The 19,495-nt window shown below is 54.3% G+C and carries 18 protein-coding genes; 9 read left to right on the plus strand and 9 right to left on the minus strand.

Annotation, left to right across the window (positions count from 1 at the left end; all coding sequences use genetic code 11):
* Positions 1-3 precede the first annotated feature (3 nt).
* From METH11B_RS0121075 to METH11B_RS0121090, 4 genes are all read left to right on the plus strand, one after another.
* Positions 4-2,148, plus strand: a complete 2,145-nt coding sequence (locus tag METH11B_RS0121075; protein ID WP_026603726.1) for a biotin/lipoyl-binding protein — start codon at positions 4-6, stop codon at positions 2,146-2,148.
* Positions 2,141-4,138: a preprotein translocase subunit SecA gene (locus METH11B_RS0121080; RefSeq protein ID WP_026603727.1), complete on the plus strand. Its 1,998-nt coding sequence runs from the start codon at positions 2,141-2,143 to the stop codon at positions 4,136-4,138. The genes METH11B_RS0121075 and METH11B_RS0121080 overlap by 8 nt, the downstream gene beginning before the upstream one ends.
* A gap of 82 nt (positions 4,139-4,220) precedes the next feature.
* Positions 4,221-5,108 (plus strand): efflux RND transporter periplasmic adaptor subunit, encoded by an 888-nt coding sequence (locus METH11B_RS0121085; RefSeq protein ID WP_026603728.1) that lies wholly within the window; start codon positions 4,221-4,223, stop codon positions 5,106-5,108.
* 364 nt (positions 5,109-5,472) lie between these two features.
* Positions 5,473-5,661, plus strand: coding sequence for a hypothetical protein (locus METH11B_RS0121090; RefSeq protein ID WP_155931171.1), 189 nt, complete (start codon positions 5,473-5,475; stop codon positions 5,659-5,661).
* A 124-nt stretch (positions 5,662-5,785) separates the two neighbouring features.
* On the opposite strand, the gene METH11B_RS0121095 is transcribed toward METH11B_RS0121090, so the two are convergent.
* From METH11B_RS0121095 to METH11B_RS0121130, 8 genes are all read right to left on the minus strand, one after another.
* Positions 5,786-7,687 (minus strand): hypothetical protein, encoded by a 1,902-nt coding sequence (locus tag METH11B_RS0121095; protein ID WP_155931172.1) that lies wholly within the window; start codon positions 7,685-7,687, stop codon positions 5,786-5,788.
* A gap of 41 nt (positions 7,688-7,728) precedes the next feature.
* On the minus strand, positions 7,729-8,193 hold the full coding sequence (locus METH11B_RS27190) for a putative lipoprotein (RefSeq protein ID WP_026603731.1): 465 nt from the start codon (positions 8,191-8,193) through the stop codon (positions 7,729-7,731).
* A 104-nt stretch (positions 8,194-8,297) separates the two neighbouring features.
* The gene (gene lipA / locus METH11B_RS0121105; RefSeq protein ID WP_026603732.1) at positions 8,298-9,257 is read right to left on the minus strand and encodes a lipoyl synthase; all 960 of its coding nucleotides are present in this window, start codon (positions 9,255-9,257) and stop codon (positions 8,298-8,300) included.
* 81 nt (positions 9,258-9,338) lie between these two features.
* On the minus strand, positions 9,339-9,959 hold the full coding sequence (gene lipB / locus METH11B_RS0121110; protein ID WP_026603733.1) for a lipoyl(octanoyl) transferase LipB: 621 nt from the start codon (positions 9,957-9,959) through the stop codon (positions 9,339-9,341).
* Between the two features lie 9 nt (positions 9,960-9,968).
* Positions 9,969-10,235: a YbeD family protein gene (locus tag METH11B_RS0121115; RefSeq protein ID WP_026603734.1), complete on the minus strand. Its 267-nt coding sequence runs from the start codon at positions 10,233-10,235 to the stop codon at positions 9,969-9,971.
* On the minus strand, positions 10,232-11,071 hold the full coding sequence (locus tag METH11B_RS0121120; protein WP_026603735.1) for a D-amino acid aminotransferase: 840 nt from the start codon (positions 11,069-11,071) through the stop codon (positions 10,232-10,234). Before METH11B_RS0121120 ends, METH11B_RS0121115 begins: the two co-directional genes overlap by 4 nt.
* Entirely contained in the window at positions 11,068-12,231 is a 1,164-nt protein-coding gene (locus METH11B_RS0121125) for a D-alanyl-D-alanine carboxypeptidase family protein (RefSeq protein ID WP_026603736.1), read from the minus strand. The genes METH11B_RS0121120 and METH11B_RS0121125 overlap by 4 nt, the downstream gene beginning before the upstream one ends.
* 143 nt (positions 12,232-12,374) lie before the next feature.
* The gene (locus METH11B_RS0121130; protein ID WP_026603737.1) at positions 12,375-13,007 is read right to left on the minus strand and encodes a helix-turn-helix transcriptional regulator; all 633 of its coding nucleotides are present in this window, start codon (positions 13,005-13,007) and stop codon (positions 12,375-12,377) included.
* Positions 13,008-13,203: 196 nt separating this feature from the next.
* Here METH11B_RS0121130 and METH11B_RS27195 point away from each other — a divergent pair, with 196 nt between their 5' ends.
* Together METH11B_RS27195 and METH11B_RS0121140 are read left to right on the plus strand one after the other, a co-directional pair.
* Positions 13,204-13,584 carry a group I truncated hemoglobin gene (locus METH11B_RS27195; RefSeq protein WP_020485015.1) on the plus strand — a complete coding sequence of 127 codons (381 nt, stop codon included), beginning with the start codon at positions 13,204-13,206 and terminating at the stop codon, positions 13,582-13,584.
* A 15-nt stretch (positions 13,585-13,599) separates the two neighbouring features.
* Positions 13,600-14,586 (plus strand): 2Fe-2S iron-sulfur cluster-binding protein, encoded by a 987-nt coding sequence (locus METH11B_RS0121140; protein ID WP_026603739.1) that lies wholly within the window; start codon positions 13,600-13,602, stop codon positions 14,584-14,586.
* Here METH11B_RS0121140 and METH11B_RS0121145 read toward each other — a convergent pair.
* Positions 14,559-15,491 (minus strand): LysR family transcriptional regulator, encoded by a 933-nt coding sequence (locus METH11B_RS0121145; RefSeq protein ID WP_026603740.1) that lies wholly within the window; start codon positions 15,489-15,491, stop codon positions 14,559-14,561. The two genes, METH11B_RS0121140 and METH11B_RS0121145, sit on opposite strands and share 28 nt — an antisense overlap.
* 91 nt (positions 15,492-15,582) lie before the next feature.
* Here METH11B_RS0121145 and METH11B_RS0121150 point away from each other — a divergent pair, with 91 nt between their 5' ends.
* The 3 genes from METH11B_RS0121150 to METH11B_RS0121160 are packed head-to-tail and all read left to right on the plus strand — an operon-like array spanning position 15,583 to position 19,490.
* The gene (locus METH11B_RS0121150; protein WP_155931173.1) at positions 15,583-16,440 is read left to right on the plus strand and encodes a hypothetical protein; all 858 of its coding nucleotides are present in this window, start codon (positions 15,583-15,585) and stop codon (positions 16,438-16,440) included.
* A 24-nt stretch (positions 16,441-16,464) separates the two neighbouring features.
* The gene (locus tag METH11B_RS0121155; RefSeq protein WP_026603742.1) at positions 16,465-18,045 is read left to right on the plus strand and encodes a DHA2 family efflux MFS transporter permease subunit; all 1,581 of its coding nucleotides are present in this window, start codon (positions 16,465-16,467) and stop codon (positions 18,043-18,045) included.
* Positions 18,045-19,490 (plus strand): efflux transporter outer membrane subunit, encoded by a 1,446-nt coding sequence (locus tag METH11B_RS0121160; RefSeq protein ID WP_026603743.1) that lies wholly within the window; start codon positions 18,045-18,047, stop codon positions 19,488-19,490. Before METH11B_RS0121155 ends, METH11B_RS0121160 begins: the two co-directional genes overlap by 1 nt.
* Positions 19,491-19,495 lie beyond the last annotated feature (5 nt).

Genomic DNA, 19,495 nt, shown 5'->3' on the forward strand with positions numbered 1-19,495 from the left:
GTCATGGCTAACGAACTTTTCAGTCCGCATTGGTACCGAGTCGCTAAACTCAAGCCCAGGCTACACAGCCATATCGAGATCCATCGCCACGAGTATCGCGGCCTGATTTGGTACATCCTCGAAGACCCCAATACTGCCCGCCACCAGCGCTTTAACAGCCTGGCCTATCAGTTTATCGGGTTACTGGACGGCAAGTTAACGGTGCAAGGGATTGCCGACACTCTGAATCGCCAATTGGGTGATTACGCACCCAGCCAACAAGACCTCATTCAGTTGCTGGGGCAATTGCATCAGGCCGATTTGATCCAAACCGACGCCTTGGTCAACACCGAAGAATTGTTCGAGCGTCAAGCCCGACTGAACAGCGCGAAAAGCAATCAGCGTTTGTTAAATCCACTGTCGTTGAAATTACCGCTGTGGGATCCGGACGAGTTTCTCGGCAAACATGTGTCCAAAGTGGCTGGTTTGTACAGCGTTAAATTCGGCGTGGTCTGGCTGCTGGTCGTCGCGATCGCTTTGCTGCAAGCCGGAGCGAATTGGCAGGAAATCAGCCATCATTTCGAATTGAACGCCTTGGCCCCCTACAATTTTTTGATCATGTTCTTGCTGTACCCCCTCATCAAAGTCTTGCATGAATTGGGACATGGCTTTGCGATGAAGGTGAAAGGCGGCGAAGTGCATGAAATGGGCGTCAATTTTTTATTGTTTATGCCGGTCCCTTACGTCAATGTCTCAGCCGCCAACCATCTGCGTAACAAATACGACCGGATGTTGATCAGCGCCGCCGGCATTTTGGTGGAAGGCTTTCTGGCCGCGCTCGGTTTATTCTTGTTTTTGAGCACCGAGACGGGCTTTGTCCAGGATATTGGTTTCGACATCCTGCTGACCGGTGGCGTGTCGTCGCTGTTTTTTAACGGCAACCCGCTATTGAAGTACGACGGCTATTACATTCTGGCCGATGCGCTCAGTATTCCTAATTTGTACCAGCGTTCAAGCCAAATCTGGGGCTTTTTGGCCCAGCGTTATTTGTTTGACTTGAAACAAGCGGTGTCCCCGGCCTCCGCGCCGGGCGAAACGGCTTGGTTTGTCATCTATAGTTTGGCGTCGCTGACTTACCGCCTGATGATGTTGTGGTTCGTCTGTGTCTATCTGACCGAAAAATTTTTCTCCTTGGGTGTCGTCGTCGCCTTGTTGATGGTGTCGTTGCAGATAGTGTTACCGCTGTACAAGGCCATTCGTTTTGTGTTCACCAGCCCCAGCCTGGGTCGGAAACGAGATAAGGCGCTGCTGACTACGGCAGGGTTGGCCTTGTTTCTTGTTCTGGTTTTCGGTGCTTTGCCGATTCCGCATTACACCCTGGCCGAAGGCGTGGTCTGGCTGCCCGATGAAGCGTTGATCAAGGTCGAGCAAGAGGGTTTTATCGGCGAACTGTTGGTTAAATCCAATCAGTTTGTGAATCAGGGCGATGTCTTGCTGACTATGCATGACGATGCCTTAGAAACCAAAGCCAAGATCGCCCGCGCCAAAGTTGCCGAATTACAAAGCCAATATCGGGCGGAAAAAGAGTCGGATTTGGTGAAGGCGGAAATTTTGAAAGAATCGCTGCACGTTGCCGAATCCGAGCTGGATCAGTTGCACAAAAAAGCTGCTGCGATGACGATTAGCGCTGCCAAATCCGGCTACGTTTTATTGCCGGATGCCGACGACCTGACCGGTAGCTATTTGCGCCAAGGCGAATTGATCGGCTACATAATGGACCAACAGCCGCCGACGATCCGCATGGTGGTAACGCAAGACAATATTGGCCTGCTACGGCAAGGCAGCTCGGACATTAGCGTGCGTTTAGTTAGCGATCCCTATCGGGACTACCCGGCCCACATTATCAGGCTGGCGCCGGAAGCGACCAATACGCTGCCCAGTCTGGCCCTGGCGACCACCGGCGGCGGCAAGATCCGCGTGAATACGGAAAACGAACAAGACATGCAAACCCTGCAAAAAATCTTTTTGGTCGATCTGGACTTCTCGCCGCCGAGCAATCTACCGATAGGCATGCGCGCCTATGTGCGGATCAACCATGGCGGCGAATCGGTTATGACCCAGGTCTACCGCCGAGTTCGCCAGGTATTTTTGCGGCAGTTCAATGTCTGAGCTTTTGCTGCGTCCCGGGGTGCGCTTCGGCAGTTACCCGCAAAAGCCGGAAAGTCGGCTAACCGATTTCGAGCAGGGTGCGGCGGCTTTTTTTGACAAAACCCATAAGCGCTTGATTCGCCAGCGTTACAGCCAAGCTTACATTGTCAGTCGCGTCGAAAAAGTTGCCCCACCCTTAAGCAACTACAACGAGCAACAGTTGACCATCGCTATTCTGGAGCTGCGGGAAAATCTATACAGGCATGGTCTGACCGAAGAGCTGATGATCAGCGCCTTCGCGCTGATTCGCGAAACCGCCGGTCGGACTCTTAATAAACGGCATTTTGATGTGCAATTGTTTGGCGGCTGGTTAATGATCAACGGCATGCTGGCGGAGATGGAAACCGGCGAAGGCAAGACGCTGACGGCGACGTTGCCGGCCTGCACCGCCGCCTTGGCGGGCATCCCGGTGCATGTGATTACGGCCAACGATTACTTGGCGGCGCGCGATGCGGAGATTCTGAAACCGCTTTATCTGCGCCTGGGCTTGAAATCCGGCGCGGTGGTTGACGGCATGGATCTTGAGCTGCGCCGAAAACTGTATCAACAACCCATCGTACACACGACGAATAAACAGATTGCCTTTGATTATCTGCGAGACCGCATTGAAATGGGTGAAGATGTGGGCTTGTTGAAATTTCAATTCAAGCAGATTCAACGGCAAATCAAACAGCCGCAAAGCAATGCGTTGATCATGCGCGGCTTATGCTTTGCCATCATCGACGAAGCGGATAGTGTATTAATCGACGAAGCCAAAACGCCGCTGATCATCACCCAGACCCGGCCGAATGAGGAGTCTCCGGAAACCTATGGTGACGCCTTGTATCTGGCCTCATCGTTGTTCATCAACGACGACTTTGTCATGGACCCCAAGACCCGCGACATAGAACTGACACCGCAAGGCGAAAATACCATTGCGGATATGATTATCGGCTTGGGGCCGAGTTGGAAAAACAAGCGCTGGCGCGAAGCCATGGTCAAGCAGGCGCTAATCGCCGAGTATTGCTTCAAACGCAACAAGCAATACATCCTCAAAGATAACAAGGTCCAAATCATCGACGAGTTTACCGGCCGGGTGATGGAAGATCGGTCGTGGGAACAAGGCTTGCAGCAGATGATAGAAGCCAAGGAAGGTTGCTTGATTTCCGAACAGCGCGAACCTCTGGCAAGGATCAGTTATCAGCGCTTTTTCAGTCGCTATCTCAAACTGGCCGGTACCTCGGGCACGGTGCGGGAAGTGGCGGCGGAAATGCAGCGCGTTTACGGTTTACATAGCGTAAAAGTGCCGACTCATAGAGTGTCGAAACGGATTTTGCTCAGTGAGCGGATTTATGCCACGCAGGCAGCCAAGCAACGCGTGTTTCTACAACGGGTCAGCGAGTTGCACTCATTAGGCCAGCCGGTATTGATCGGTACCGGTTCGGTCGCCGAATCGCTGGAGGTCAGCGTATGGTTGGAGCAGGCCGGCTTTCCTCACCGGGTATTAAATGCCGAGCAAGATCAACACGAAGCGGAAATTATTGCCCATGCCGGCCAGCTAAATGCCCTTACCGTGGCGACCAATATGGCCGGCCGCGGCACCGATATTGCATTGGGCTTAGGCGTGGCGGACCTGGGCGGTTTGCATGTGATCGCGTTGAACTGTAACGAGTCTCGGCGCATAGATCGGCAACTATACGGCCGTTGCGCCCGGCAAGGCGATCCGGGTAGCTGCGAAGCGATACTGTCGCTGGAGGATGCGCCGCTGAGTGAGTTTTATTCGTCTGCTATCCGCAAGGCTCTGGCCGGTCTGGCTAAAGATCAGCAAGCTTTGCCGGCGCTGTTGGGAAAACTGATATTACGCTTGCCGCAAACTTACAAAGAGCGGCAACAGCGCAACATCAGAAGGCAATTAAGCAAACAGGACAAGCATTTGTCGCGTATTTTGGCGTTTTCCGGCAAGTTTGAATAAACGCTGTGGCCTTGAATTTACTATTTTGTTAAAAATCAGACCGTTTCAAATCAAGTCAAATTAATCCATTAGTAACTTTTACATGTCCATACTCCACCATTTTTTTCGCGCACTACTCGGCCCTGGCCTGTTCAGCGGCACCTTGCTTGCCGCCAATCTGGATTGCATGGTCAAGCCGGAAATGTACGTCGAGCTAAGCAGCCCGGTTGCCGGTACCGTCGAAGCGCTGTTGGTCGATAAGGGCGATCACGTTGCCAAAGGCCAGCCGCTTGCTCAATTGGAAGCCTCGGTGGAATGGGCCAAGTTCAACCAGGCCAAGGCCGATGCCGAGACCAATAGCGAGGTGCGCAATCAGAAAGTGAAATTGGAGTACGCCACGCGCAACCGCACTCGCTATCGCAGCTTAGCCACGACCAGTGTTATTTCTCAAATCGAGAAAGACAAAGTCGAAACCGAAGTGGTGTTAGCTGGAATCGAGTTAAAAAAGGCAGAGGAACGCAAAAAGTCCGCAATGCTGGCATTGGAAATGGCCAAGGCACAACTAGAGGTTAAAACCATCAAAAGTCCGATAGACGGCATCGTCATCGACCGCTATGCCATGCCCGGCGAGTCGGTCAGTGATCGCGCGATTATGAAACTGGCGCAAGTGAATCCTTTGCGGGTTGAGCTGATCGCGCCGACTGAATACTTTGGCCTGATTCAACCGGGTATGGAAGTGGACGTACGCCCTGAACTGCCGGTCAAAAAAGTCGTGAAAGCCACGGTCACCAAAGTTGACCAATTGATCGATCCGGCCAGCGGTAGCTTTACGGTGCGCATGACCTTACCCAACCCCAGCGATGAACTAATCGGCGGTGTCAACTGTATCGCTACCTTCGATTTTGCCACCCCAGCCGCAACCACGACACCGACTCCACCGCCTTTTGCGCCGCAGAACGCGGCTCCAGCGGGGCCGGTCATAAAGCGTTGATCGATGCTACAACGCTTAACCCGCAATATTGATTCAGCTTGCAAAGAGCCTGTCATAGGGCAGTCTAGGTCAGGCTTCAATACATTTAGTCCGAACTCAATGACAGTAATCAATAGGGTGGGGCGATAAGCGAAATGCCGGCTGATGTTTTCCCAGCCAAATCTTTGCCAAAACCATCACGACAACGGATCAATGCGGGACGCCGGACGAATCAGATCAATTGCCCAGGCATAGGCTGCGAACCTGTTATAAAACTTATCTCGGAAACTGCGAGGCAGCATGCAACTCGTACAGGGGGCTTAGAATAAAATTGGACGCTCTCGATTAGAGTTGTAGCAATTAAATCCGTGAAAGAGAGTAGCCAATGTCATACATGTCAATTAATTCAGGTGCGTCCCAAATTCATAGTGCTGCCGGGGCAAATGTTCCAACAGTCAAAAAGGCCCAGTCAAACAGCCCCACGCAAGTGTTCCAGCAAGCCCAAACGGTTGTTAAAGAAGCCGATCAAAGTACCGAAGGTGGTAAAGGCAGATTTATTGACGTTCGCGCCTGATGCCCGAAAATTTTACGCCGAACTGCCTAAGGTCTGAGAGCAGTCCGGTAAAACGCCAACCAATTATTCGCCCCATCCCGCTGAGAGTTAGATTGGCTATGTCGATACCCGCCAGGTAGTCCCGTTAAAAAGCCTCAGGTCGATATATGCTTGCCTCCGGCAGCAATCCGGGAAACGAGCCTTTGCGGATGTTAAAGAACAGCAGTTCCGGCAGGCTGACGATAATGCCTTTCAAGCCTTTGCGTAAATTGTCCCCGTCATCCCAGGGCCAGCTGAACAAGCCGTATAGGCCCTGGCTGCCGGCTATCGCCAGATTCAAGCCGCCCTGCAATGGCCGAGGCCATAGCTGATCTTGAGTGAAGAATAAAAACGCCGCGTCGTCCCCGTTCCATTTATAAATCCTCGAACTTAGGGTATTGGATTCCTGTAAATCCACCTGCCATTGCGGCATCTGCCGGTAACGCAGTTGACGTTGCCGTTCTCTGTAGGGCTGGCGCTGGAAGCTGGTGCTGAGTCGATATGCGCTCCCTATCTGGTCATAGGCGACAAACGGAATCATGTTCAAGCCGTCTTCGTCAACGTAACCGCCCAGCAGTCGCTGCGACGCCTGGCTTCTACTTTCCTCGGCTGTCGTCGACATGTCAGAAATCGTCTGGTTGATGAGCCGAAATATTTCCGTGACGCAATTACGGCTAAGCAGGTTATAGCCATACAAGGACTGCAATTGGTTTTGATATGTTTCGATTTGCTGCGTGACGATGTTTTGGACATCTGCCAGTTCGCTTGTTGGCAGCGGTAAACCAACCAATTCCGCCGCTGTCGGTCGCGACGGCGTGGTTGTCAATGGCAACAGCTTCAAAGACTGCTGGTCATGGCGCGGCTTATGCAATTGCATTAGCGCTGTCGCGCTTAGCTCAAGTTCCGAGTAAGCAAGTTCATCCAACGCTATGGGGCTGTCCAGTTGTTTGGACGTCGCTGCAAACAGCTCTTGACTGTATTGCAGCGCTGCCGGCAAGTTGTCTTCGTCGATAACAGTGGCTTGTGGGTCGTCATTTTCCGCGCGGCTGCGGTCCAGCACGCTTAGATAGCCTGATGCGATGGCATGGTCCAGCGCATGTAAACGGGCCATACCCACCAGCATCGGATAGCCCCAGTCGCTGCGTTGGCTCTGCATCAGTCTAATTAAATCGGCAAACAAACGTTGTCGAAAATCTTGCAGCTTGGCACGTTGCGTTGTGTTGAGTTTGCATGCCGCCTCGGGGATTTGTAACAAACTTTCGCTACGCGGCGATAGCCTGGCTTGCAGTACATCCAGTGCAGCCAGATTCAGCAACTGATTGCGGTAGCGTTCGGCAAACGAACTGTTCGTGGCGATAAAGTGTGTATCGGTTGGCTCAATAATTGTGGGGTCAACCGCCACGTCCGGTTTCAGGGCTTGTAAGGTTTGCCAAGCTTGTTGGCGTTTGGCCACCAAAAAATCTTCGCCATACTCGTTAACGATTGCCTCGTGCAATTGTTGTAGTGCGTGGCTGCTGTTGCCTGCTTCGATAGGGAGCGCTTCAGTCGCTCGGTATTGCGTCAAAAAATATCCCAATCCTTTTATCGGTAGAGGCGGCGCAGAGCCAAGATTTTGCAAGCCTGAAACCAGCGCTTGATCGTCGTGCAGAGCTTGTAATAGTGATAATTGCTGGTTTTGAATGAGCAGGCGGCGACTAAAGGTATCCCGTAGTGCTTGAAAAAAATCCTCTGAAACTTCGATGCGGTGACCGTATATGTTACGGTTCTCCTGAAAGCCGTAGGCAAACTCAAAGGCGGCTGCATCGTTGCGATACAAACGCAGCAGGCCAGGTTCGACGAGCTGAAAATGAAAGACTTGTTGGTCGAATTTAATCGCGGTATGGCCGCCGCTGGCGCTGCCTTCGTTGGCGTCTATGTACAGGAATTCGAAGTGATGACTATCTTCCGCTTCCGCAACCGTTACCCAAAGTAAACAGCCCAGTGCCAGCGCCCACTTTGCGAATTTCAAGCCAGCAACTGGCATGACCAAGTGGGCGACGGACTGCGGGATTATTTTTTCAATCCTTCTTCAATAGCTTGTTTCTTCCACGGTTCGTTATCGCTCAAACTTTCGGTAAACGCCGAAATTTGCGGTTTGCCGAGCTTGGCTTTGGCAAGTCCGCGGCCGATACCTACGTAAGTATTCCGGTCGGTTTCCCAGTTGGTGATCTCATGACTTTCGGCCAGTTCGCTGAGATGTCCGCGAAAACTGTCCAGAGTGCCGCTGCTGGATACCACGAAGGTAGCGGTATAGTCGGCTACATCTGTCTCGTATTTTTCGTGTTTGTTGCGCGAGGAGTCGGAACTGGAGGTAAAAGGGCTGGAGGCACTTTTGAAGATGCCGCCGGAACTGTCGGACAAGCTACCTACGCTGTCGGACGAGCTCTCGGAGCTGGTGGAAAACGAGCAGCCGCTGATTAGCGCTGTTCCCAGAACGACAGTAGTTGCCAAAGTAAAGGTTCTGCATGAAGTCATAGGCTTTCGGTGAGGTATTTGTCTTTAAAATTAGTAGTTTTACCGGTTATTCGTAGAGACGCAAGATTTTGCGTCTCTAAAGTGTTTCGTTGGCGGTAGTCGAGCTATTTGCCAACCCCCGCCGCCTGTAAATCCGCATGGTAAGAAGATCTTACCAAGGGCGCGCTGGCGACTTGTTGAAAGCCCAGTTCGCGGGCAATTTCTGCATAGCGCTGGAATTGGTCGGGATGAATATATTCCTGCACCGCCAAATGATCCTTGCTCGGTTGTAAATACTGGCCCAAGGTCAGCATGCTGACCCCGTGGGCCAGTAAATCTTTCATCACCTGGAACACTTCCGCTTCGGTTTCGCCTATGCCCAGCATCAAGCCGGATTTGGTCGGTACGTCAGGCAGACGCTGGCCGTGTTGTTGCAGCAGTTTTAGCGAGACGTGGTAATCGGCGCCGGGACGGGCTTGCAGATACAGGCGCGGCACGGTTTCCAGATTGTGGTTGAACACATCGCAGGGTTGCTGCTGCAGGATATCCAGCGCCGTGTCCATCCGGCCGCGAAAATCAGGCACCAACACCTCGATAGTAGTGTTCGGTGACTCGTTGCGCACCGCCGCGATGCAGGCCGCGAAATGGCTGGCCCCACCGTCGCGCAAATCGTCGCGGTTTACCGAGGTGATCACCACGTATTTCAAGGCCATCGCGGCGATGGTCGCGGCCAGATTGGCCGGCTCTTCCGCATCCAAAGGCTGCGGTTTGCCGTGCGCGACATCGCAGAACGGGCAGCGGCGCGTGCATAAATCGCCCATGATCATGAAAGTGGCGGTGCCGTGGCTGAAACATTCGCTCAAGTTGGGGCAGGCGGCTTCTTCGCAGACCGTGTGCAATCGGTTCTCGCGCAGGGATTGCTTGATGCGGTTGACTTGGTCGCCGGTCGGCAGTTTGATGCGGATCCAGTCCGGTTTTCGTAAGATTTGTTCGGGCTTTTCCACTTTCACCGGAATCCGCGACAGCTTGTCGGCGTTGCGTTGGTGCGTTTCTGGCGTCGAGCGGGAAGGGGCGTTGAGGGTCATATTGCCACCGGGCACTTAAGTTTGTGTTTGAATCTCCGCAAGCTTGGCATTGTTCAGCGAGGCTTGTTGAGTTTGCTTGTCTTACATTTCTATCGCTTGCAGTAGCTGATGCACAACCGGCACTGCTAGTTCCTGAGTGCTTATCTTAACGCCCAAATCAGCCAGTTGCGTCACTTGCAAGCCAGCGTAGCCGCAGGGATTGATGTCTGCAAACGGCGCCAAATCCATATCGTTATTGATGCTCAGGCCATGGTAACAGCAACCGTGCTTGATACGCAGTCCCAGCGAAGCAATTTTTTGCTGATTGACGTAGACGCCCGGTGCCTTGGGTTGGGCTTGGGCGGCGATGCCGTATTGCCGCAGCGTATCGATCACCGAGTTTTCCAGAATGGTGACCATCTGCCTTGGCCCCTTGCTGAGTCGGCGTAAGTCGCACAGAATGTAAATCACCAATTGGCCAGGGCCGTGATAGGTCACTTGGCCGCCACGATCACTTTCGACGATTTCGATAGCGTTGGCTTTTAGTAGATGTTCGCGCTTGCCGTTTAAACCCAGGGTGTAAACCGGCGGATGTTCTACGATCCAGATTTGATCGGCCGTGTCGCTATCGCGTTCGGCGGTGAACTGCTGCATGGCCTGCCAGACGCCGAGATAGTCTTGTCGCCCCAAATTACGCAGGACGGTCGCCGCCTTACTTGGCATCAGTCCGTTTTATAGGGCCATCAGCACATCGGGGCAGGCCGTCAAGCCCAGGTAGATCGCGTCCAGTTGCTCGCGGCTATGGGCTTCGATCATTACCGTCACCGACAGATAATTGCCGCCTTTGCTGGGCCGGGTGGTGACTGCACCTTCCAGGATGTCCGGGACATGGCGGCGGACGATTTCCACGACGATGGCGTCGAAATCGTCACGATGTTTGCCCATCACCTTGATAGGGAACTGGCAGGGAAATTCCAGTAAACTTTCGGTTTCGCTCATGACAGTGATGTTTTGTATGCTTGCAGTAAGTCGTCCATGCGTTTCCAGACCGGGCCGGGCTTGCCGTCACCGACTTGCTGGCCGTCCAGTTCGATCACCGGCACGATCTCGCGGGTGGAACTGGCGACCCATATTTCGCTGGCGTTGTGCAGCGCTTCCAGCGCGATAATGTCTTCCTGATAAGGGATGTTATTCTCCGCCGCTAGTTCCAGAATCACGTCGCGGGTAATGCCGGGCAGGATTTCATGGCTTTTGGGCGGCGTAATCAATTCGCCATCCAATACCGCAAACAGATTGCTGGCTGCGCCTTCGACGATGTAACCGTTGCGTACCAGTATCGCTTCCGCGCAGCCTTGATCCAGCGCTTCCTGTCTGAGCAGAATGTTGCCCAGCAAGGTAATGGCTTTAATGTTGCAGAGCTGCCAACGGGTGTCGTCCAGCGTGATCGCCTTGATGCCGTCGACCCGGCCGGCGAAAGGCTTGATGTCCGCACTCATCGCAAATATCGTCGGTACGATTTGCTCGGGAAAGCCGTGATCGCGTTTCGGCGCATAGCCGCGGGTGACTTGCAGGTAAATATATTGATCCCGGTCATCCGCCAGCAGCGGCCGGAAAATACCTTCCCAGTCATTGACGCTATGTGGCAACGGTAAACGGATGCCGTTCAGGCTGTTGTTGAGCCGGGTAATATGGTCTTCCAGTCTGAACAGCCGGCCCCTATAAGCCGGAATCACTTCGTAGACGCCGTCGCCAAATAAAAAACCGCGATCCAGCACCGACACCTTCGCGTCGGCTAGTGGCAGATAAGCGCCGTTCAGATAGACTTGCTCGGTCATTCTTTCTCCAACAGGCCGATAGCGGCATCGTATAGGCGTCGGAAAATGCCGCCTTCGGCGACAGCATCTAAGGCCACCAGCGGTTTGCTGAGTATGGATTCGCCGGCCAGCGAAATGTTCAGGTTGCCGACCGTATCACCCTTGTTTAATGGTGCGAACACGCCCTTATCAATCTGGGTTTCGGCTTTTAATTCGTTGAAGTGTTTGCGCGGGGCGGTGACATACAGGTCTTCCGGTAAACCGACCGGGACTTTGGACGTCACACCTTTTCTGACCCGCGCTTCGCCTAAGGGCTTGTTGCCTTCGTACAAACGATGGGTTTCGAAAAAGCGGAAACCGTAATTTAACAAGGACTGGCTCTCGTTGGAACGAGCCCCGGCGCTGGCGGTGCCCATGACCACCGAAATCAGCCGCATGTCTTCACGCTTGGCGGAGGCGACCATGCAATAGCCAGCATCGTCGGTAAACCCGGTTTTCAAACCGTCAACCGAGGGGTCACGCCACAATAGCAGGTTGCGGTTTTGCTGCGTGATGCCGTTGTAGGTAAATTCCTTTTGCTTGTCCCAGCGGTAGTATTCCGGGAACTCTTTAATCACCGCGCGGGCCAACGTGGCTAGGTCATGCGCCGAGCTGTAATGGTTGGGGCTGGGCAGACCGGTGGCGTTTTCGAAGTTGCTGTTGGCCATGCCCAGGCGACTGGCTTGTTCGTTCATCATCGTCGCAAAAGTTTGTTCGCTACCGGCGACGTGTTCGGCTAAGGCCACGCTGGCGTCGTTGCCGGATTGAATGATCATGCCTTGCAGCAAGTCTTCCACCCCGACTTGTTTGTTCACTTCCACGAACATCTTCGAACCGCCGGTTTCCCAGGCGTTCTGGCTAATGGTGACTTTTTCGTCCAGCGTCAAGTGGCCGGCTTTCAGTTCCCGGAACACCACGTAGGCCGTCATGATCTTGGTCAAACTGGCAGGGGAGACGCGTTTATCGGCGTCTTTTTCGGCCAATACCCGGCCGCTGTCGAAGTCCATCAAGAAGTAGCTGGAGGCCGCGACGCTAGGGGCGGCGGGGGTGAAAATCGGGCTGGCGGCTTGCAGCGAGAAGGCGGTTAACAATAACAGCAGCCCGCTAAACAGGCTGATTGTCGTACGGAAAGGTTGGCTCATGGTCGCAATTCAAAAAAGTCATTCTGGAAGCCGACATTGTACCACTGAGAGCCGCCGCTTAGAAAAACCCTCGTATTGTGCTAAGCAGCTTGAGCTAAAAGCCGAAGATTGTTGCAACTGTTTGGATTAGTTGGCAAGTTGGCTCACGCACCCGCATTGCAGATTTTGAATTTGCAGGCGCAATCCTGCAAGGCCATGCAGGCGGTTTGCTCGATGGGTTTGTCCAACAGGGTGGACATCAGCGCACGGTCGAATTCGCACAGTTCCGGATGTTGCTGGGCCAGATCGTGATAAACGCAATTAACGGCTTTAATGGTCGGCTGCGCTTGTTCGGTGTCCATTTCGGCGTGATAACCCAGCGATTGCATTAATTCCACCAGCGCGCTTTGCTTTTGTGCCGGATCTTTGCCGCTGAATTGCGGGGCCAGCGACTGTGCCAGATTAACGCCCATACGCCACAGCATTTGCCGCAAAGCCGTTTCACCGAGTTCAGCTTTCAACTCGCCCAGCAACAAGTTGCAGAACCAGGGATATTGCTTGGGCAGGCGGTTACGGCCTTGTTCGGTCAGCGTGTAATTGCGCGAAGGCCGGCCGCCGGTGCTGTTCAAGGCCGCTTCTGCAACCAATTGGTCTTTTTCCAAACCGGTGAGATGTTGTTTGACCGCGTTTCTGGAGATTTCCAATTGCGCGGCCAGCTCGTCGATACTCATACCGGCCGCGCTGGACAGCAGTAATTTTAAGATTTGTTCCTGGCGTGAGCCGGTGAGTTTGACCATGTGAATGTGGGGCGGTCGGAAATAAGGGATGCGGCATTCTACGCCGGATCAACTGGCAGGCAAAGCACTACAAGCCTATTTTTGCCATATAAATAACTTTTATAATAAAAATATTGCAAAAGTGTTTTTTTTCGCTTACTCTGCGCTCGGCTTTAAACAGCCGCATTTTTTTATTTGCAACGAAAGGCAGACCATCATGAGCGAAACCACGGCAACTCTTTACGAACAACTAGGCGGCGAAGCGGCCGTTAATGCAGCCGTCGATATTTTTTATCGCAAAGTCTTGAGCGATCACCGCATCAACCGCTTTTTCGATAACACCGATATGGACAAGCAAGCAGCCAAACAAAAGTCATTTTTAACCATGGCCTTCGGCGGTCCTAATAACTATTCCGGCGCCGATATGCGTCAGGCCCATGCGCATCTGGTAAAAAAACTGGGTTTGGACGATTCGCATTTTGACGCGGTGGTCGAGGATCTGGCGGCTACCTTACAAGAGCTGAACGTGCCGCAAGAGCTGATCAATCAAGTCGCGGCTATTGCCGAAAGCACGCGTAACGACGTGTTGGACCGCTAGGCGCTGGAGTAGGGGATGAGCTTGTATAAACTCAGCGTGAACGACCGCGACATTATTTGCGAGTCAGGCGAAACCGTGCTGGACGCGTGTCTGCGCGAAAACATCGACATCCCCTATGGTTGTCGGCAGGGCGCCTGTCAGAGCTGTATGGTGCGCAGCTTGCAGGGCCCGCCACCGCTGGCGGCGCAAGACGGTTTAAAAGAAGTGTTGCGCCATCAGAACCATTTTCTGGCCTGTCTGTGTTATCCGCAGCAGGATATGGCGATCAGCATTAGCCCGCCGGCCGAGTTTTTTACCGAAGCGACGGTGATTGAAAAAACTTTGCTGAATGCGGAAACGCTGCAACTTACCTTGCAGTGTAAGGACACCATGGATTATTACGCCGGCCAGTTCGTGAACCTGAAACGCGCAGACGGTTTGAGCCGCAGCTATTCGATTGCCAACAATCGTTTGCACGCCAACAAACTCAGCTTTCATATCCGCCGTTTGGCCGGCGGCCGCTTCAGCGAATGGGCGCACCAGGAACTGAATGTCGGCGACAAGTTAGAGGTTTCTGATCCGCAAGGGCTGTGTTACTACCTGCCCACGAGCCAAGAGAATAATCTGTTACTGATCGGTACCGGTAGCGCCTTGGCGCCCTTGGCCGGGATTGTCAGCGAAGCTCTGCATCACGGTCATAAGGGTGCGATCCATCTGTTTCATGGCAGCCGCGAGATGGACGGTTTGTATTGGCTGGAGGAAATGCAGGATCTCGCTAGCCAGTACCCTAATTTTCACTACACGCCGTGTATATCACGCGGCGACGCGCCTGACGGCGTGGCCAAGGGTCGAGCCAACGATGTGGCAATGACCCTGCTGCCCAGTCTGAAAGGCTGGCGCCTGTATTTATGCGGCCATCCCGACATGGTGCGTCAAACCAAGCGCCAGGCGTTTTTGCATGGCGCGGCTTTGCAGGATATCCATGCCGATGCGTTTCATGTGGCGTCGGCAACCTTGGATTGATCGGGCAGCGTATAAGCCTTTTGCCGCTCCAGGGTCGCTAAGGCGCGGATCTGAGCCAGCACCTGCTGCAAAACCGGCGCATCGTTATCGCGCTGCGACACCATATACGCCGGTAATTTGAATTGCGGGCTGTCGGCGACCGGAAACAGTTTGCCGGCTTGCAGCAGTGGTTCGGCCAGGCGCACCGGCAGGAAGCTCGATCCACGGCCTTGTGCCAGAATCAGCTGTACCGCCATCCAGCCGATATTGACCACCTGGGCCGGCCGTTCCAGATTGGGGTAACTATTGCTGTGCTGGGCGTAAAACCCGGGTGCCCAATCGACATAAATGTAATCGTCGTTTGGCCAGGGCTGTTTGGGATCGGTGGTCAACAGCACCAATGTTTCATCGAATAAATGTTCGATTTGCAGGCCAGGGCTGTGCTGGGGGGTGTACATCAAGCCGATGTCCAATGCGCCTTCCACCAAACTGCGCATCAAGTCTTCTTCAAAACCGATATCGCTACGGATGGAAATATCCGGCATAGCCTGTCTTATCGCGCCTATCCATTCCGGCAACAAGGTTTCGCACAAGGCAATCCGCGCCCCAATGCTGATGCTGCCGCGAAACCGGCTGGGCAGGCCAATGTCGTGCCGGGCTTGTTCCAGTGTTAATAGCAAGGATTTGGCATGCCGCAAAAAACGCCGGCCCGGCAAGGTCAAAGTTGCACCGGAGCGATTGCGGACAAACAACGTGACGCCCAAATAGGCTTCCAGGCGCTGGATGCGGGTGCTGACGGTGGATTGCGTCACGTACAGGCGATTGGCGGCTTCCAAAAAACTGCCGTTAGCCGCGACGCTTAAAAAGGTTCTGATTTGATCGATGTCCATGGTTTTAATATTGCATTTGTCGATATTAAAGTCCAATAAATATCGCTTGTCTTATATCAAAGCGGTTTTTATAGTGCCAGTCTAGTAATGTGTCGATTCGATGGTATTCATTGGCGCGGAGGAAATCATGAAAACTTCAAAATGTTCGTTTACCTGGCTATTTGCCGACCACAAAAAAGTCCTGATGGGATTGGCTTTGCCATGGCTGTTGGTGGCATGTACGGCGCCGAGTATTAAGCCGGCCGCGTCACAAATCGACCGATTGCACAGTTTCTTGATTGTGCCGGTGCAAGCGCCGCCACTGGAAGTGATACCCGATTTGATCGAGCGCCGCGATCCGGCTTATCGACATTTCGAAAACATGGCCTTGGGTTATGCACTGCCCACCGGGCTGTATCAGACCGCTGGAGGCATCGTGGTTGCGGGCATGGTCAGCGACACTCATACGGCGGATGTGGATTCGATGACCAAGGCAGCGCCAACAGCCGCAGGCGGTTCGGCGAGTGCCGATTTGCTTTGGACACCGGCCAGGGCTGCGGCTCAGAAGCTGCGCGGTTTGCTGTCTGCGGAAAATCGTAAAGGGGAATTGAGCCTTGAGTATTATCAGTTGCCGACGGCGGGCGACGCCAGTTTGCAACATTGGCATCAGGCGATTCAGGCCTGGTACGGTCAGAACACCACGCCAGTCGATTATGTGGCGATGGGCCGCTACGATGCGGTGATAGAGGTGGGGGTTGGCAGGTATCGAATCTTCGAGGGACAAACGTCTTTGCAGTTAATGATCAAGCTCATCGATCCGGTGTCGCGCAATGTTATCGCCCGCACGCTTTCGGAGAGTTTTAAGGTGGATGATCGGGCGCTTGCCTCCCTGGATGACGACGGCGCGGCGTTTAAGCAATTGATTGGCGATATGGCGGTCCCGCTGTTGCGGCAAAGCTTGGGTGACATCGGTCTGCGCATGCCGTCTCAAGCCGATGAAACTTAGAGCGATGACACGGCCAATAACCCGATGAGCGTTGTCTATCAAAAACGCCTGCGCGGCTGGCGTTTTACGCTGTTTAATCTGTGTCTGGGTTTCGGGCATGCGCTGGTGATCTTCAATGCCGGCGCTTATATCGCCATGCTGCCCAGAGTAGCCGGCGGCTTGGGCGTGCCGCCCAGTTTTGCGACCTGGACCCAGACCGATTATATGATAGCGCTGGCGCTGGCATTTCCGGTGGGCGGCTGGTTGGCGCGGCGCTTCGGCGAATACCGGCCCTTCGTCGCGGCCTTCATGGCTTTTACCGTGGCTTCTTTCATCTGCGCCTATTGCACTGGTTTTTATAGCTATCTGGCCGGGCGCATTTTGCTGGGATTTGCCGGCGGTTTGACGCTGCCCTTGGGGCAGGCCTTGTTGCTTAAGGAATATCCCGATCAACGTAAATCGCTCGGCATCGGCGTCTGGAGCATATTCACTCTGACACCGTTTACCTTCGGCCCACCCCTGGGCGGCTGGATAGCCGACAACCTCGGCTGGCGTTGGTTGTTTTGGCTCAACATCCCAGCGGCATTGGCGATTGCCGGCATCGTCGGCGCGCTATTGTATCGGCGCGGTCATCGACTATCCTGGCAGCGTTTCGATAGCGTCGGCTTTATCTTGTTGGCGATGCTGGTGTTTGGTTTACAAACTTTGTTGAATCAGGGCAACGATTGGGATTGGACCCACTCGGCCTATATCGAGGGCTTAATCGCGTTGATAGGCGTCACGCTGATTTACTGGGTAGTGTGGGAATTGAACGTGCGCCGGCCATTTCTGGATATTCGCCTATTCGCCCAGCGCAATTTCGCCATCGGCGTCTTCATTTTATTCACCGGTTTTCTGTGTTTTCAAGGCTTGTTGTCTTTGTTAATCGTACAGTTACAACTGGCTTTCGGTTACTCGTCCTGGGAAGCCGGTTTGGTATTTCTGCCGATGGCCATCTTGGCCAAACCGATGGCCAGCGTCTTTCACGAGATCGTCAAACGCTGCGATGCCCGGCTGTTAGCCAGTGCCAATTTACTGGGATTTGCCGCCACCTATTTCTGGTTGAGCCGTTTCGACGATCCGGATGCGTTTGCGCAATTGTTCTGGCCAAAATTGCTGGAAGGCGCCTGCCTGGGCAGTTTTTTCGTTCCGATGACCGCTTTACTGCTGCACGGCCTGCCAGCCGAGCGGCAATGGCGGGCACTGGAGCTGGCGAATCTGTTGCGAATAGCCGCCGGGGCAATCGGCATTGCCGTACAAGGCATCGTGTTGTACCGGCGGGTGCCGCAGCATCTGACGCGCTTTGCCGAAAATCATGGCGCGTTTGAACTGGCTGATCATCCCGCGCTGGCTGCACTGAATTCGTTGGGGTTCGCCGAGACGGCGGCTTTGGCCAAATATGCCAAGCTAGCCGGCCGAGATGCGGTACTGCATGGCATGAACGATGCCTTTTGGTTGGCAGGTTGCCTGTTTGTCGGCATGGCGGCGCTGGTCTGGTTTGCGCACCCGACTCGCACGCCGGTGAAAGTTAGTGTCGAGCAGGCGTTGCGCCGGGAAACTCAGGAATTGCTCGCGGAGGAAGCCTGATGTCTGCCCGCAGACTGATTGCGTTAACCTTGGTGGCGAGCTTTTCAGCAGGCTGCGCCCGGTTCGGCGATGAAGAAACTCCGCGCGCCAGCCTATTACCAATGCCCGAAATGACAAACACCGTCGCTGTCGCCCGCGGTAGTTTCCCAAGCAGCGATGTCTGGCCGGCGCAGGATTGGTGGACGCGCTTCGCCAGCCCGGAATTGCAGCGCTTGATAATGACCGCGCTCGCCGATAATCCGGATTTCAAAGCCACCGCAGCGCGGCTGCGGCAGTCGCAGGCGATGGTCGATGCCCAGGCGGCCGAACTGTATCCGACGGTTGATGCCAATGTCAGCTTCTCGGCGCAACGATTCTCGGCGAACAGCGTGCAAGCCAAGCTGGCCGGCGAAAACTTTCGGCAAATGCTGATTAATCCCCTGATCTTGCGGTATCACCTGGACTTTTGGGGGCGCGATGCGGCGGCCCTGCAAGGCGCGGTCGGTCGGTCGCTGGCGGTCGCGGCTGAACTGGCCGATGCGCGGCTATTGTTGGCGGCTACCGTGGCCAAGGCTTATTTCGAGTTGCTGGCCGCCAGCGAAAAGCAGGACATCGCCGCGCGTATCGTCGCCGAGCGCCAAGCGTTGTTGAGGTTCGAACAAACGCGTCTGGCGACCGGTTTGGCCGCCGACGCACCAATATTGCAGGCCCGAATTGCCCTTGCTAACGCCGAGCAAGGTTTGGCTGCGGCACGCGCCGATGTGGAATTAAATAAAAATCTGTTGGCGGCGCTGGCCGGAAAGGGTGCGGATTGGGGGGGCGGCATCGTTATCGAACCAGGTGAGGTTGACCAGGCGTTAACCCTACCGGTGGATTTGCCTTTGCATTTATTGGCGCATCGTCCCGATATTAGCGCGGCACGTTTGCATGCCGAGGCGGCAGCCGAGGAAATCAAGGTGGCCGAGATGGCGTTTTACCCGGATGTCAATTTGGTGGCCTTCACCGGTTTACATAGCGTCAGCTTGAGCGATGTGTTGTTGCAAGGTTCCAGCTTGGCTTATGCGGTCGGGCCGTCAATAGAGTTTCCGATTTTCGAAGGCGGCCGCTTGCGTGCCAATTTGAATTATCAGCAGTCTGCTTATGACGCGGCGGTCGAGCGCTATAACCGCAGCTTGGTGCATGCGGTGCAGGAGGTGGCGGATGCGCTGAGCCGCTGGCGCGAACTGGATGAGCGCCTGGTGGCCCAGAGGCAAAGCCTGGCCGACGCATTAGCCGCTGACAAGCTGGCCGACAGTTTACGCAGTCATGGCTTGTCTGACCGCGCCGCGCCGAGTCTGGCCAAATTGGAGGTCTACCAACAACAGTTTCGCTTGGCGGCTCTGGTGGGCGAACGCCACAAAGCCGAGATCAATATTATCAAGGCGCTGGGCGGCGGCTACAGCGACACTAAACCTGCAATGCCATGACTGCA

It is taken from the genome of Methylomonas sp. 11b (assembly GCF_000515215.1).
In the GTDB taxonomy this organism is placed as follows: Bacteria; Pseudomonadota; Gammaproteobacteria; order Methylococcales; family Methylomonadaceae; genus Methylomonas.

Bases quoted from the DNA above. Each gene is read 5' to 3' on its own strand.
- METH11B_RS0121140 (WP_026603739.1), top strand. From the start codon at position 13,600: ATGAGCTTGTATAAACTCAGCGTGAACGACCGCGACATTATTTGCGAG.
- METH11B_RS0121130 (WP_026603737.1), bottom strand. From the start codon at position 13,007: ATGGTCAAACTCACCGGCTCACGCCAGGAACAAATCTTAAAATTACTG.
- METH11B_RS0121080 (WP_026603727.1), top strand. From the start codon at position 2,141: ATGTCTGAGCTTTTGCTGCGTCCCGGGGTGCGCTTCGGCAGTTACCCG.
- METH11B_RS0121115 (WP_026603734.1), bottom strand. From the start codon at position 10,235: ATGAGCGAAACCGAAAGTTTACTGGAATTTCCCTGCCAGTTCCCTATC.
- METH11B_RS0121150 (WP_155931173.1), top strand. From the start codon at position 15,583: ATGAAAACTTCAAAATGTTCGTTTACCTGGCTATTTGCCGACCACAAA.
- METH11B_RS0121090 (WP_155931171.1), top strand. From the start codon at position 5,473: ATGTCATACATGTCAATTAATTCAGGTGCGTCCCAAATTCATAGTGCT.
- METH11B_RS27195 (WP_020485015.1), top strand. From the start codon at position 13,204: ATGAGCGAAACCACGGCAACTCTTTACGAACAACTAGGCGGCGAAGCG.
- METH11B_RS27190 (WP_026603731.1), bottom strand. From the start codon at position 8,193: ATGACTTCATGCAGAACCTTTACTTTGGCAACTACTGTCGTTCTGGGA.
- lipA (WP_026603732.1), bottom strand. From the start codon at position 9,257: ATGACCCTCAACGCCCCTTCCCGCTCGACGCCAGAAACGCACCAACGC.
- METH11B_RS0121160 (WP_026603743.1), top strand. From the start codon at position 18,045: ATGTCTGCCCGCAGACTGATTGCGTTAACCTTGGTGGCGAGCTTTTCA.
- lipB (WP_026603733.1), bottom strand. From the start codon at position 9,959: ATGCCAAGTAAGGCGGCGACCGTCCTGCGTAATTTGGGGCGACAAGAC.
- METH11B_RS0121075 (WP_026603726.1), top strand. From the start codon at position 4: ATGGCTAACGAACTTTTCAGTCCGCATTGGTACCGAGTCGCTAAACTC.
- METH11B_RS0121085 (WP_026603728.1), top strand. From the start codon at position 4,221: ATGTCCATACTCCACCATTTTTTTCGCGCACTACTCGGCCCTGGCCTG.
- METH11B_RS0121120 (WP_026603735.1), bottom strand. From the start codon at position 11,071: ATGACCGAGCAAGTCTATCTGAACGGCGCTTATCTGCCACTAGCCGAC.
- METH11B_RS0121125 (WP_026603736.1), bottom strand. From the start codon at position 12,231: ATGAGCCAACCTTTCCGTACGACAATCAGCCTGTTTAGCGGGCTGCTG.
- METH11B_RS0121155 (WP_026603742.1), top strand. From the start codon at position 16,465: ATGAGCGTTGTCTATCAAAAACGCCTGCGCGGCTGGCGTTTTACGCTG.